Genomic DNA, 14,111 nt, shown 5'->3' with positions numbered 1-14,111 from the left:
GTAAGCATATGTTAACCGAATTATCTATACATAACTTTGCGATAATTGATGAGATAACGATAACGTTTAAAGATGGATTAACGGTAATGTCTGGGGAAACTGGTGCTGGAAAATCCATTATCATTGATGCAATTCAACTTCTTGCTGGCGGACGTGCCTCGGTTGACTTTGTTCGACATGGGGAAGAAAAAGCTGAAATAGAAGGGCTATTCTTTATTGAATCCACTAATCATCCAATTAAAGAAGTTGGAAAGCTGTACGGTGTAGAAATGGAAGATAATGAAGTTGTACTTAAACGAGTTATTACAGCTTCAGGGAAGAGTATTTGTCGAGTGAACGGAAAATTAGTTACACTTGCTATTTTAAAGGAATTTGGTAGAACGCTTATTGATATACATAGTCAGCATGAAACCCAATCTTTAATGAATCCTGAAAATCATATTGAATTATTGGATTTATATAATCGAGATGAAATTGAATCGGTAAAAGAAGAATATTTGTCTATTTACAACAAACTAGAACAATTAAAAAAGCGTCATAAAGAATTAAGTGAAAATGAGCAAGAAATGGCACAACGTCTTGATTTATTAGAATTTCAACTTAGTGAATTAGAAAAAGCAAGTCTAGTCCCGAATGAGGATATCGAATTAGAAAAAGAGAGAAATCAATTAGTTAATTATGAAAAGATATATAAAGGTGTAATAGAAGCTTATAATGCATTATATGGTGAGCAAAAAGGATTAGAGTGGTTACAAATTGCTCAAAAGTCGTTAGAAGAAATTAATCATCATGATGAGTTTATTTCACAAAAGTCAGAAATGCTATCTAACCAATATTACATGATCGAGGATTTAACGTATGAATTAAGTAATTTTATGGATTCATTAGAATTTGACCCGGATCGTTTAAATGATATTGAAGGCCGTCTAGCAGAACTCAATCGTTTAAAGAAAAAGTATGGTTCTACTGTTAGTGATATGATTGAATATATGGGCCAAATTGAAGAAGAAATAGAACAAATTCGAAACAAAGACTCTCATCTCCAAAAGATTGCAAATGAAATTGCTGATGTTGAAAAAGATGCCTTTTTGGAAGCGAAGCAGTTACATGATCTGAGAAAAAGAGCAGCAAATGATTTATCGAAAGAAGTCCAAACCGAATTAAAGGATTTATATCTTGAAAAAGCATCATTTTCTGTTCAATTTCATCCTAATCATGCCGATGAGAATGCTCCACTACATCGTAACGGATTCGATCAGATTCGTTTTCTAATTTCAACAAACTTAGGAGAACCATTAAAAGAAATTAATAAAGTAGCCTCAGGTGGAGAACTATCGAGGATTATGTTAATTCTAAAGAAATTATTTGCAAAACATCAAGGAGTCACAAGTGTTATATTTGATGAAGTGGACACAGGTGTTAGTGGAAGAGTTGCCCAAGCAATTGCTGAAAAAATATTTCAAATATCCACTGATTCCCAAGTGTTATGTATTACCCATTTACCACAAGTAGCAGCAATGGCGGATACCCACTTATTCATTCAGAAAAATGAACTTGAAAATCGCACCATTACACATGTGACAGAATTAACCGAGGAAGATCGAATTCATGAATTAACAAGAATGATAACAGGTACTAAAGTAACAAATACGGCTATTGAACATGCTAAAGAACTTCACGAACTAGCACAACAATTTAAAAGAGAAGTAATAGTTAATTAAATAGGAATCATAATAGTATTAATGAAGTTACTTATCATTTTCAAAAATCACCTCAATAAAGCTTTACAAACCTCGGAATATACTTATTCTCTCATGTAAGTCGGACCAACCGACAAAGGATGTGCGAAGTATATTTCCGAGGCAGGTTATGTCCACTATTTATATTATCCAGTTATCCCTTGGCAAGAAAAAGTCCCCAGTAATTCACTTAGTAAAGTTGTTTTTATATACATTTTTTTACAAGGAAATGTTAAGCAGCTTTTCTTAAAACTTCCCAGTTTAAAATTACCCATTAAAGGTCAAATTAGAAGTACAGATAAAAAATATGGTATGGGTTTAGGAACAAGGAGAGTGGAAATCTGTGAAACAGTCGAATACAATACGCATCATTACAGGAGTAATTCTCCTACTCGCATTGTTAATTGTTCCTTTTACACCCCCGATACAAAATTATTTTACCATTCCCAATAAGATTGTAACGTTCCAAGGTCAATTCTTAGATTCAATTCCAAAATTAGGACAAGCTGTCCAAGTACATGCCTCCACAACTGATGAACGGTCAGAAGTTATCCATGCAGCAAATCTTGAGTCTGATGAACTCGGCGATAGTCAGTTATTTTACTCTGTTGCTGGATTGCCAATTAAAAAAGTAGATGTTTCCGTACTAAAGGATGTCAAAGTTATTCCAGGTGGTCAATCCATAGGAGTTCAATTACAAACACTTGGAGTACTAGTTGTAGGTCATCATCTTGTAAACGGTGAGAATGGCACAAAGTCACCAGGGGAAGATGCAGATATTAAAGTCGGTGACGTAATCATGGAGATTAACGGTCAGAAAATAGAGGAAATGAAAGATGTCAAACCAATTGTAGAAGAAGCAGGTAAAGATTCAAAACCATTAAAAGTAAAAGTTAAAAGAGGAAATGAAACTTTTATTACCGAATTAAAGCCAATCAAAGACACGAAAGAAAATGAATTTCGAATTGGATTATATATTCGTGACTCTGCAGCTGGAATTGGTACGATGACATTTTTTGAACCTGAGTCTAAAAAATATGGTGCACTTGGTCATGTTATTTCCGATATGGACACTAAAAAACCGATTGAAATTCATGAGGGTACAATTGTTCGTTCCACAGTGACATCTATACAAAAAGGGAATAATGGAACCCCTGGTGAAAAACAAGCAAAGTTTTCTATAAAAGAAAATAAAATTGGGACGATAACAAAGAACAGCCCTTTTGGGATATTTGGTAAATTAGATAATGCTATTGAGAATGGAAAGTATGACGAGCCAATGCCGATTGCTTTATCTCATGAAGTAAAAGAGGGACCGGCAAAGATATTAACCGTCATAGATGGTGAAAAAGTAGAAGAATTCGATGTTGAAGTAGTGAGTAGTGTTGCACAAAAATCTCCTGCTACAAAAGGTATGGTTATACAGATAACCGACTCAAGATTATTAGAAGCAACCGGCGGTATTGTCCAAGGAATGAGTGGAAGCCCAATTATTCAAAATGGAAAAGTAATCGGTGCAGTTACCCACGTCTTCGTAAATGACCCAACAAGCGGTTATGGAGTTCACATAGAATGGATGTTACAAGACGCAGGAGTAGACATTTATAAAAAAGATGATAAAAAAGCAAGTTAATTTTGAAATAGAAAATGTATTTCGTTTAATTTTCTAAAAGACCAGGTAAGTGAGTTTATTGGTTGTACTATACTCAACCTAAGGTAACGTCAATAGAATAACGAATACTCATTACACAGTCCCGAAAATACACCAAGACTCCTGTTGGAGGAAAGGCTTACCAGCCACCCGCAGAGAGCGAAGTGTATTTCCGGGGCATTTTATATGCACTAATAATAGTGATTAGAATTGAGGTAGGGACAAAAACTAAATTTTCTATTTTTAAAACCGACAATACGATACATTAGCTTCGGAAATATACGTAGACTCCTTGAAAAAGAAGAACGCTTTTTCTCACGAAGATGTCTTGCTGTCGAAGCATTCCTTGGGACTGGGACTGCGATTACTCGCCCCATCGAAAACCGTCTGCCCAGCGGGAGGAAAGGCATCGGTGAGACCCCGAGAATGCACCTGCGTCTGCAAGTATTGCTACGCAGTGTGTTTCCTCGGTGCAAGGCAGCAAGGAAGCAAATTCTTTGTAGTAGCCTGGCTCAACAGCCGCCTTAGGATGCGCAAAGTATATTTCCGGGGCGTGTTTGTTGCAGTGATTTAATAACACATTTCTCTATTTTTACATTGTATAGAGTATCTTTAATTGGCATTAAAATGCTAATAAATATTTTTCGACAAAACACCAAATCCCTTTGTCGGATAAAATCGAATAACCATGAAAAATCAAGCAAATTCAAGTAAATAAAAGAAAAAATAAAAAAATACAATGTTTTTCGAAAAAAAGAAGGAATCTCTAAACTTTTGTCGAATACATAAAAAGACATATAGTGAATTAAAGGAGGAGCATTTGTGGAGAAAATATCAGTTTGTTTAGTAGACGATAATAGAGATTTAATTAATTTAATGGAGGAATTTTTCGAAGATCAACCAGATATCGAGGTTGTTGGAACAGCATATAATGGAAAAGACTGCCTTACACTAGTTGAGGAGAAGAAACCAGATGTATTAATACTAGATATTATTATGCCGCATGTAGATGGACTTGCAGTATTGAGTATGCTGAGAGAAAAAGGAAGACCGAGTAATGATCCGTACGTGATTATGTTAACGGCATTTGGCCAAGAAGAGGTAATGAAAAAAGCAGTCGATTTAGGCGCATCTTACTTTATCTTAAAGCCATTTGATCTAGAAAATTTAGCTGAACAAATTAGACAAGTGAACGGCAGGTCTTCAGTTTCTAGTCAATCTAACTCTGTATTTAAAAAAGATAGAAAGAAAAAGGACTTAGAAGCAAGTATTACGAACATTATTCACGAAATTGGTGTTCCAGCACATATTAAGGGATATATGTATTTACGAGAAGCAATCACAATGGTATATAATGATATCGAATTACTCGGCTCAATAACGAAAGTTCTATATCCAGATATTGCTAAAAAGTTTAATACTACCTCTTCACGGGTTGAACGTGCAATTCGACATGCTATAGAGGTTGCCTGGAGTAGAGGTAATATTGATTCTATTTCTGCATTATTTGGATATACGGTTAGTATTTCTAAGGCGAAACCAACTAACTCTGAATTTATCGCGATGGTTGCCGACCGTCTTCGTTTGGATCATAAAGCAAGCTAATACATAAAAAAAATTACTGTATGTTATGTACAGTAATTTTTTTTATTTCTGGTTTATCTATTCTCTTTTAACTTTGATTTTTTCACCTTTTGATTTTTCCGATCTCGATGAATAATAAAGCCACCAAGAAAGGCCAGTCCAGCAAGGAAAAGTATTAAACCAACCGTAAATTGTATCCCTGTATGAAAGAATATCGGATGGAAGTCATCAAATAATGTGTCTCTCATTAATTTTATACCAATAGCTGCGATAACACCGGGAATAAAGATAATTAAAACTGCAACTAATCTAACCATATTTTCTCCTTCTCAATCTCTTTATTATAACTAGTATATCAGAAGATAATTAGATGGTGAAAATATAATGATTTGCCTAAATTCTGTTCATCTATTATGATAGAAAAGTAGAATTAATTTATAATAATACAATACAGCATTAACCACAATATTTTTTAATATTTAAAAAATATTTTTTATTTGTTGAAAAATAAAGCGCTTACATTTACAATGATAATGGGTTTTATAGTATAATATAAAAGATTCATGTATTTGGAAGTATTTTCTTTCATATGATTAACGTCAGCAAATAATGTCAAAGATAGTCCGTATAAAAATATTACATATTTAGAGGAGGAATTTTAATGGATATTTTTAAAGAAATGGAATTATACGATTACGAGGAATTAGTCTTCTGTCAAGATAAGAACTCTGGCTTAAAAGCAATTATTGCAATACACGATACTACACTTGGACCAGCACTAGGTGGTACAAGAATGTGGACATATGCTTCAGAAGAAGAAGCTATTATTGATGCTTTACGCTTAGCAAGAGGAATGACTTACAAAAATGCTGCTGCTGGACTTAATTTAGGTGGAGGGAAAACCGTTATTATCGGTGATCCTCGAAAAGATAAAAATCCTGAAATGTTCCGCGCATTTGGAAGATACATACAAGGCTTAAATGGCCGTTATATAACTGCTGAAGATGTTGGAACAACGGAAGAAGATATGGATCTAATACATATGGAAACCGACTTTGTAACAGGAATATCAGCTGAAAGTGCAGGCTCATCCGGAAATCCATCACCGGTGACAGCTTATGGTGTTTATAAAGGTATGAAAGCTGCAGCTTTAGAGGCTTATGGCAATGATTCGCTAGAAGGAAAAACAGTGGCTGTACAAGGAATTGGAAATGTCGCTTATGCTCTATGTGAGTATTTACATAAAGAAGGGGCTAAGCTTGTAGTAACAGATATTAATAAAGCTGCTGTTGAACGAGCGGTAGAAGCATTTGGAGCTAAAGCGGTTGACCCAGATGACATTTATGATGTGGACTGTGATATATATGCCCCATGTGCTTTAGGTGCTACAGTTAACGACGATACAATCCCACGTCTAAAAGCAAAAATAGTTGCAGGTTCTGCAAATAACCAATTAAAATCAACAGAGCATGGCGATATTCTTTACGAAAAAGGAATTGTTTATGCACCGGATTATGTTATTAATGCTGGTGGGGTTATTAATGTTGCCGATGAATTAAGTGGATATAACCGAAATCGTGCGATGAAAAAAGTTGAAACAATTTATGATAGTCTTGTAAAAGTATTTGAAATTTCTAAGCGTGACAATATTCCGACATACCTTGCTGCTGACCGAATGGCAGAAGAAAGAATAGAATCAGTAAGACGCTCACGTAACCAATTTTTATTAAATGAGCACCACGTTCTAAGCAGAAGAAAGTAAAGGGGGATACATCATGGCTGAAGAGTATGATTTAGTTATACTTGGTGGGGGAACTGGCGGTTATGTTGCTGCTATTCGGGCCTCTCAATTAGGAATGAAAGTGGCAGTAGTTGAAAAGAGTGATCTTGGTGGGACATGTTTACACCGTGGATGTATCCCCTCAAAATCATTGCTTCGAAGTGCAGAAGTATATAGACAAACTAAAAATGCCAATGACTTTGGTGTTATGACAAGTGATGTCCAACTTGATTTCCGTCGTGTTCAAGAGCGAAAAAATAGTATCATTGGAACACTACATAAAGGTGTTACAGGTTTAATGAAAAAAGGAAAGATTGATGTGTTTAATGGCTTTGGAAGAATTCTTGGCCCGAGTATTTTCTCTCCACTTCCAGGAACGATTTCAATTGAATATGAAAGTGGCGAAGAAAACACAATGATTGTTCCTAAATTTGTATTAATTGCAACAGGTTCTTCACCAAGAACGCTGCCAGGACTAGAAATTGATGGCACATTTGTAATGAGCTCGGATGAGGCATTAGATATGGATGAATTACCAAAGTCAATTATCATTATCGGTGGCGGTGTCATCGGAATTGAATGGGCATCCATGTTAACCGATTTTGGTGTTGATGTGACAGTCGTAGAATATATGGATCAAATTCTTCCGACTGAAGATCTTGATGTGGCAAAAGAAGTAGAAAAGCAACTGAAGCGTAAAGGTGTTACTTTTGTAAAAAACGCAAAAGTATTAGCTGATACACTTCAGAAAGATTCAGGTGTAACAATTAACGCTGAGATTGGTGATTCTGTACAGTCATTCGCTGCAGATAAGATATTAGTATCTGTTGGTCGCCAAGCAAATGTCACTAACATTGGTCTGGAGAACACAGATATTGAAGTGGAAAAAGGAGTTATTAAAACTTCTCCATTCTATCAAACAAAAGAGGCACATATTTATGCTATTGGTGATGTAATTGGAGGAATGCAATTAGCACATGTTGCATCTCATGAGGGCATTGTTGCTGTCGAACATATGAATAACACACAAACAGAACCACTGAATTATAACAACATTCCAGCTTGTATTTATTCAAATCCAGAGGCAGCAAGTGTTGGCTTAACGGAAAAACAAGCAAAAGAACAAGGATTTGACATTAAAGTAGGTAAATTTCCTTTTAAAGCAATTGGAAAAGCTTTAGTCTATGGTGAGTCTGATGGATTTGTAAAAATCATTATGAATAAGGCAAATGAAGATCTGTTAGGTGTACATATGGTTGGTCCACATGTAACCGACATGATTTCAGAAGCAGGTCTTGCTAAAGTGTTAGATGCAACACCTTGGGAAATTGCACATACCGTTCATCCTCACCCAACGTTATCTGAAGTGATGGGTGAAGCAGCACTTGCAGTGGATGGACGACAAATACATGGATAATTTATGGTTAACAGTAAAGGGAGGGACTTGTAATGGCAACAAATCGTCATAAAGAACTTGGACTAACAGATGAACAAGTTTTAGAAATGTATAAAACGATGCTTTTAGCACGGAAATTAGATGAACGGATGTGGCTACTAAACCGTGCCGGGAAAATTCCATTCGTTATTTCTTGTCAAGGACAAGAAGCAGCACAAGTTGGAGCGGCGTTTGCACTAGACCGAAGCGAAGACTATGTTGCACCATATTATCGTGATATGGGAGTTGTGCTTGCATTTGGAATGACACCGAAAGAGTTAATGCTTTCTGCATTTGCAAAAGCAGAAGATCCTAACTCTGGTGGACGTCAAATGCCAAGTCACTTTGGACAAAAGAAAAACCGTATATTAACTGGGTCATCACCAGTTACAACACAAGTACCACATGCTGTTGGTGTAGCCTTAGCAGCTAAAATGGAAAAGAAACAATTTGTTTCTTTCGTAACTCTTGGTGAAGGTTCTTCTAACCAAGGTGATTTTCATGAAGGGTTAAACTTTGCAGGGGTTCATAAATTACCTGTTATTACAATGGTTGAAAATAATAAATACGCAATTTCTGTTCCGAGTGAAAAACAATTAGGTAATGAAAAAGTATCCGACCGTGCATTAGGTTATGGAATGCCAGGATATACGGTTGATGGAAATGATCCATTAGAAGTGTATAAAACGGTAAAAGAAGCACGTGAACGAGCTTTAAATGGAGAAGGTGGCACATTAATTGAAGCTGTCTCATATCGATTGACTGCTCACTCAAGTGATGACGATGATCGTGCCTATCGTAATCGTGAAGAAGTAGAAGAAGCGAAGAAATTAGATTCTATTTATACATTTGCTTCCTATTTAAAAGAATTAAATATTTTGACGGATGAAATTGAAGTTGAAATGACTAATGATATTAATAACATCGTAAATGAAGCAACCGATTATGCTGAAAATGCTGCCTATGCAGAGCCTGAAGATGCATTGAAGTATGTATATGAAGAGTAGGGAGGGGAAAACCAATGGCCATCATGTCATATATACAAGCTGTTACAGCTGCATTGCGTGAAGAGATGGAGCGTGATGAGAAAGTATTTGTATTAGGAGAAGACGTTGGTAGAAAAGGTGGTGTATTTAAAGCCACAGAAGGTCTTTATGATCAATTTGGAGAATATCGAGTATTAGATACACCACTAGCAGAATCTGCTATTGCAGGTGTTGGTATAGGGGCAGCAATGTACGGAATGCGTCCTGTTGCAGAAATGCAATTTGCAGATTTTATTATGCCGGCAGTAAACCAAATTATTTCAGAAGCTGCAAGAATTAGATATCGATCAAATAATGATTGGAATTGTCCAATTGTAATTCGTGCTCCATATGGCGGTGGAGTGCATGGGGCACTATACCACTCCCAGTCAGTTGAAGCTATCTTTGCAAATCAACCTGGTTTGAAAATTGTTATGCCTTCTACACCTTATGATGTCAAAGGACTATTAAAAGCAGCTATTCGTGATAATGATCCGGTATTATTCTTTGAACATAAGCGAGCATATCGACTTCTAAAAGGGGAAGTTCCTGAAGAAGATTATGTATTACCAATTGGAAAAGCAGATGTGAAAAGAGAAGGATCTGATGTTACCGTCATTACATACGGTCTTTGCGTACACTTTGCTTTACAAGCTGCAGAAAAATTAGCAGAAGAAGGTATTGATGCACATATCCTTGACTTACGTACGGTCTATCCACTGGATAAAGAATCTATTATCGAAGCAGCGAAAAAGACTGGTAAAGTGCTTCTAGTTACGGAAGACAATAAAGAAGGTAGTATTATTGGTGAAGTTGCTGCGATTATTGCAGAAAACTGCTTATTTGACCTTGATGCACCTGTTAAACGTCTTGCTGGACCTGATGTTCCAGCAATGCCATATGCACCTACGATGGAAAAATTCTTTATGATGAATCCAGATAAAATAGAAAAGGCAATTCGTGACTTAGCAGAATTCTAATAGATTGGAGGGTATTTGATGGCTCTTGAAAAAATATTAATGCCTCAACTAGGGGAGAGTGTAACGGAAGGTACAATCAATACTTGGCTAGTTCAGGTTGGAGATAAAGTTAATAAATATGATCCGATTGCAGAAGTAATGACAGATAAAGTAAATGCTGAAGTTCCATCTTCATTCACTGGTACAATTAAGGAGATTGTTACAGCAGAAGGCGAAACTGTTGCAGTTGGTGAACTCATTTGTTATATCGAAACAGAATCAAGCGGCACTGCTGATACAAAAGAAGTAGCACAAGAGAATACAGCTGCACCAGAAGAAGTTTCAAATGAAAGTTCGGACCAATCGATGAAAAAGCGTTATTCACCTGCTGTATTAAGATTGGCTCAAGAAAATAATATTGATTTAGAATTAGTAACAGGTACAGGACGAGGTGGAAGGATTACTCGTAAAGATATCGAAAAAATCATCCAATCTGGTCAATTACCAACAAAATCAAGTGAATCAGTTGAGTCTGTCGTTGCTCCAGTAGAGCAAGAAACTGCAAAAACGTCTGTAACGAAAACAGTTCCAGCTGCACCACAACCTACATCACAGGCTGGCGATATTGAGATTCCGGTTACAGGAGTTCGTAAAGTTATCGCTCAAAATATGGTTCGTTCAAAAACAGAAATTCCACATGCTTGGATGACTGTTGAAGTAGATGTAACTGATTTAGTAAAATTCCGTAATAGTATTAAAAATGAATTTAAGCAAAATGAAGGGTATAATTTAACGTATTTTGCTTTCTTCGTCAAAGCGGTTGCGCAAGGTCTGAAGAAATTCCCACAATTAAATAGCACATGGGCCGGGGATAAAATAATTCAGCGTAAAGATATTAATTTATCAATTGCAGTAGCCAAAGACCAGGAATTATTTGTTCCAGTCATTAAACATGCAGACGAAAAAAGTATTAAAGGCATTGCGCGAGAAATTAATGAACTAGCCCAAAAAGCACGTTCCAATAAATTGTCACCTGAAGATATGCAAGGTGGAACATTTACTGTGAATAACACTGGTTCATTTGGTTCTGTACAATCGATGGGAGTTATTAACCATCCTCAAGCTGCAATATTACAAGTGGAATCAATTGTAAAACGACCAATAATTATTAACGATATGTTCGCTGCACGCGATATGGTAAATCTATGCTTATCACTAGATCACCGAATCTTAGACGGATTAGTTTGTGGTCAGTTCCTCGCATATGTGAAGGAAACGTTAGAAAATATGAATGAAAATACAATACAAGTGTATTAAACCAAGCTATTAGGTTTGAATTTTACAACTAAAATTGATAACCTAGGTGTTAGGTAACAATAACTTAACATAAGGGGTGGCAAATATGGATTTTAATCTATTTATGAATGATATAGTTGATGCTGCAAGAAAAGATATTACAGAAGCAGGATATGAAGAATTAAAAACTCCTGATGAAGTCGATGCTGCATTAACACGTGAAGGTACTACATTAGTTATGATTAACTCTACATGTGGTTGTGCAGGTGGAGTGGCTCGTCCTGCAGCAGCAAACGCTATCCATTACGATAAACGCCCAGACCATCTAGTTACAGTTTTTGCTGGTCAAGATCGTGAAGCTACAGAGAAAGCTCGTACATACTTTGAAGGATATCCTCCTTCATCTCCATCTTTTGCATTTTTAAAAGATGGGAAAATTGTTACGATGCTAGAGCGTCATGAAATTGAAGGTCATAGTGCAATGGAAGTAATGGGCAAGCTTCAAGAAGTATTCGAGAAGCATTGTGAAGAATTATAAGTGAATGACTATAAGGCTGACCTTTGTATAGGCCAGCCTTATTTCTTATGGTTAGAAATAACTTGCGAATTTGTTGAAAAAGAGAGAAAATAAAAAAAGACTGAAATATGTAAATACATAATCAGTCTTATCCTTTAGTTTACAATCCGATAAAATAAGCTAGGCCCATCGTAATCGTAGAGATTACCATTGCAAAAATCATAATGTAAATAGCTATTTTCATGCGTCGCTCACGTTTTGATTTTCTTCTTGGAGCAACGTTGTTAGTATTTTTTGCAGACATTTTTAAGTCCTCCCTTAAATCCCATGTGCTTTATTAATTTTAACGTTAAAATGGGAATAGGACAAGTGAAAAATAGTAGGAAAGTAATATTTTCGAAAAAATTTTCCTAAAATTAGCCTTTTTTTATTGAATTTACGATTCATCTGAAAGAATGGGGGAGCAAGTATGACAACAGAAAATAAGGGGATTGAACAGAAATGGAAGGATTCCGTCGAACAAATAGTTAAGCGCTTTCCAGAGCGTAAGCAATCGTTCCAAACATCGTCTGACATTGAGGTTGAGCGCCTATATTATCCGGAGAATGATGATACATATCACGAAAAACTAGGATTTCCAGGGGAATACCCGTACACAAGGGGAATTCAACCAACCATGTATCGGAGCAAATATTGGACGATGCGCCAATATGCCGGATTTGGTTCTGCGAAAGAAACGAATAAGCGGTTCCGCTATTTACTGGAACAGGGGCAAACAGGACTTTCCGTTGCTTTCGATTTACCAACACAGATTGGATATGACTCAGATGATCCGATGGCTGAAGGAGAAGTTGGAAAAGTTGGTGTAGCGATTGATACATTACATGATATGGAAGCATTATTAGATCAAATTCCACTCGATAAAGTTAGTACATCGATGACGATTAATGCACCAGCTTCCATCCTACTTGCCATGTATATTGCTGTTGGAGAAAAACAAGGTGTACCAAAAGAGAAATTAACTGGGACTATTCAGAATGACATTTTAAAGGAATATATTGCTCGTGGAACATATATTTTTCCACCTAAACCATCCATGCGCCTGATTACAGATATTTTTGCATACTGTAAGGAGTACTTACCGAAGTTCAACACAATTAGTATATCAGGTTATCATATCCGTGAAGCTGGTTCAACTGCAGTTCAAGAAGCAGCCTTTACGATTGCAAATGGTATGGCTTATGTGGATGCAGCAATTGCATCTGGTTTGGATGTAGATGACTTTGCACCGAGACTAGCATTCTTCTTCAACGCTCATAATAATTTCTTTGAGGAAATTGCGAAGTTTCGAGCGGCGAGACGTGTTTGGGCGAAAATCATGAGGGAACATTATCAAGCAAAAAATCCGAAAAGTTGGAAATTACGCTTCCATACCCAAACAGGTGGCTCCACACTTACTGCACAACAGCCAGATAATAATATTGTACGAGTAACAATGCAAGCATTAGCTGCTGTGCTAGGGGGAACCCAAAGTTTACATACGAATTCAAGAGATGAGGCACTTGCTTTACCAACAGAGGAATCTGCAAGAATTGCCTTACGTACGCAGCAAATAATTGCAAATGAAAGCGGTGTAGCCGATACAGTAGATCCATTAGGTGGCTCATACTTTGTAGAGGCATTAACAGACCAAGTTGAGGCTGAAATTGAAGCTTACTTAAAACAAATCAAAGAATTAGGCGGAGCGGTAGCGGCAATCGAAGAAGGCTATATGCAACGAGAAATTCACCGTACAGCATATGAAACACAAAAACGGATTGAAAAAGAAGAAGAAATCATTGTTGGGTTAAATAAATATAAAATTGATGAAGAAGTAAACCCAGAACTATTAAAGGTTGATGAGGCATTAGAAAGAGAACAAAAAGCTTCTTTACAAGCAACGAGAAATGAGCGAGATAATGAATTAGTCGAAAGTGTCTTAAAACAACTAGAATGGGCAGCAAAACAAGAAGATGAAAACCTCATGCCTTATATTGTCAATGCAGTAAAAGCATATGCTTCTGTGGGGGAGATTTGTCACGTTCTTCGTGATCAATTTGGAGAATATGGAAGCATCTAATTGCAA

At 36.4% G+C, this 14,111-nt stretch carries 12 protein-coding genes; 10 read left to right on the top strand and 2 right to left on the bottom strand.

Annotated features, from left to right (window positions below; genetic code table 11):
• Positions 1–8 precede the first annotated feature (8 nt).
• From recN to spo0A, 3 genes are all read left to right on the top strand, one after another.
• Positions 9–1,721: a DNA repair protein RecN gene (gene recN / locus IEV35_RS04895; protein WP_188383590.1), complete on the top strand. Its 1,713-nt coding sequence runs from the start codon at positions 9–11 to the stop codon at positions 1,719–1,721.
• A gap of 361 nt (positions 1,722–2,082) precedes the next feature.
• Positions 2,083–3,372: a SpoIVB peptidase gene (gene spoIVB / locus IEV35_RS04890; RefSeq protein WP_188383589.1), complete on the top strand. Its 1,290-nt coding sequence runs from the start codon at positions 2,083–2,085 to the stop codon at positions 3,370–3,372.
• Positions 3,373–4,212: 840 nt separating this feature from the next.
• Positions 4,213–4,995 carry a sporulation transcription factor Spo0A gene (gene spo0A / locus IEV35_RS04885; protein ID WP_188383588.1) on the top strand — a complete coding sequence of 261 codons (783 nt, stop codon included), beginning with the start codon at positions 4,213–4,215 and terminating at the stop codon, positions 4,993–4,995.
• 53 nt (positions 4,996–5,048) lie between these two features.
• On the opposite strand, the gene IEV35_RS04880 is transcribed toward spo0A, so the two are convergent.
• Complete coding sequence (locus IEV35_RS04880) at positions 5,049–5,291, bottom strand: DUF2627 domain-containing protein (RefSeq protein WP_188383587.1); 243 nt, start codon at positions 5,289–5,291, stop codon at positions 5,049–5,051.
• 344 nt (positions 5,292–5,635) lie between these two features.
• On the opposite strand from IEV35_RS04880, the gene bcd reads away from it, so the two are divergent.
• From bcd to IEV35_RS04850, 6 genes are all read left to right on the top strand, one after another.
• Positions 5,636–6,736, top strand: a complete 1,101-nt coding sequence (gene bcd, locus IEV35_RS04875) for a branched-chain amino acid dehydrogenase (RefSeq protein WP_188383586.1) — start codon at positions 5,636–5,638, stop codon at positions 6,734–6,736.
• A 13-nt stretch (positions 6,737–6,749) separates the two neighbouring features.
• Positions 6,750–8,171 (top strand): dihydrolipoyl dehydrogenase, encoded by a 1,422-nt coding sequence (gene lpdA, locus IEV35_RS04870; RefSeq protein WP_188383585.1) that lies wholly within the window; start codon positions 6,750–6,752, stop codon positions 8,169–8,171.
• A gap of 32 nt (positions 8,172–8,203) precedes the next feature.
• Entirely contained in the window at positions 8,204–9,196 is a 993-nt protein-coding gene (locus IEV35_RS04865; protein ID WP_188383584.1) for a thiamine pyrophosphate-dependent dehydrogenase E1 component subunit alpha, read from the top strand.
• Between the two features lie 14 nt (positions 9,197–9,210).
• Positions 9,211–10,194: an alpha-ketoacid dehydrogenase subunit beta gene (locus IEV35_RS04860; RefSeq protein WP_188383583.1), complete on the top strand. Its 984-nt coding sequence runs from the start codon at positions 9,211–9,213 to the stop codon at positions 10,192–10,194.
• A gap of 18 nt (positions 10,195–10,212) precedes the next feature.
• The gene (locus IEV35_RS04855) at positions 10,213–11,490 is read left to right on the top strand and encodes a dihydrolipoamide acetyltransferase family protein (protein WP_188383582.1); all 1,278 of its coding nucleotides are present in this window, start codon (positions 10,213–10,215) and stop codon (positions 11,488–11,490) included.
• 85 nt (positions 11,491–11,575) lie between these two features.
• Positions 11,576–12,007 (top strand): BrxA/BrxB family bacilliredoxin, encoded by a 432-nt coding sequence (locus IEV35_RS04850; RefSeq protein WP_188383581.1) that lies wholly within the window; start codon positions 11,576–11,578, stop codon positions 12,005–12,007.
• A gap of 139 nt (positions 12,008–12,146) precedes the next feature.
• On the opposite strand, the gene prli42 is transcribed toward IEV35_RS04850, so the two are convergent.
• Positions 12,147–12,290: a stressosome-associated protein Prli42 gene (gene prli42, locus IEV35_RS04845; RefSeq protein WP_188383580.1), complete on the bottom strand. Its 144-nt coding sequence runs from the start codon at positions 12,288–12,290 to the stop codon at positions 12,147–12,149.
• 165 nt (positions 12,291–12,455) lie between these two features.
• On the opposite strand from prli42, the gene IEV35_RS04840 reads away from it, so the two are divergent.
• Positions 12,456–14,105 (top strand): acyl-CoA mutase large subunit family protein, encoded by a 1,650-nt coding sequence (locus IEV35_RS04840; protein ID WP_188383579.1) that lies wholly within the window; start codon positions 12,456–12,458, stop codon positions 14,103–14,105.
• Positions 14,106–14,111 lie beyond the last annotated feature (6 nt).

The organism is Ornithinibacillus halotolerans (assembly GCF_014637405.1).
GTDB lineage: Bacteria > Bacillota > Bacilli > Bacillales > Amphibacillaceae > Ornithinibacillus > Ornithinibacillus halotolerans.
This window is presented reverse-complemented; position numbering and strand designations above follow the sequence as displayed.

Coding starts and splice junctions, on each gene's coding strand:
- recN (WP_188383590.1), top strand. CDS start 9: ATGTTAACCGAATTATCTATACATAACTTTGCGATAATTGATGAGATA.
- IEV35_RS04880 (WP_188383587.1), bottom strand. CDS start 5,291: ATGGTTAGATTAGTTGCAGTTTTAATTATCTTTATTCCCGGTGTTATC.
- bcd (WP_188383586.1), top strand. CDS start 5,636: ATGGATATTTTTAAAGAAATGGAATTATACGATTACGAGGAATTAGTC.
- lpdA (WP_188383585.1), top strand. CDS start 6,750: ATGGCTGAAGAGTATGATTTAGTTATACTTGGTGGGGGAACTGGCGGT.
- IEV35_RS04865 (WP_188383584.1), top strand. CDS start 8,204: ATGGCAACAAATCGTCATAAAGAACTTGGACTAACAGATGAACAAGTT.
- IEV35_RS04860 (WP_188383583.1), top strand. CDS start 9,211: ATGGCCATCATGTCATATATACAAGCTGTTACAGCTGCATTGCGTGAA.
- IEV35_RS04855 (WP_188383582.1), top strand. CDS start 10,213: ATGGCTCTTGAAAAAATATTAATGCCTCAACTAGGGGAGAGTGTAACG.
- IEV35_RS04850 (WP_188383581.1), top strand. CDS start 11,576: ATGGATTTTAATCTATTTATGAATGATATAGTTGATGCTGCAAGAAAA.
- prli42 (WP_188383580.1), bottom strand. CDS start 12,290: ATGTCTGCAAAAAATACTAACAACGTTGCTCCAAGAAGAAAATCAAAA.
- IEV35_RS04840 (WP_188383579.1), top strand. CDS start 12,456: ATGACAACAGAAAATAAGGGGATTGAACAGAAATGGAAGGATTCCGTC.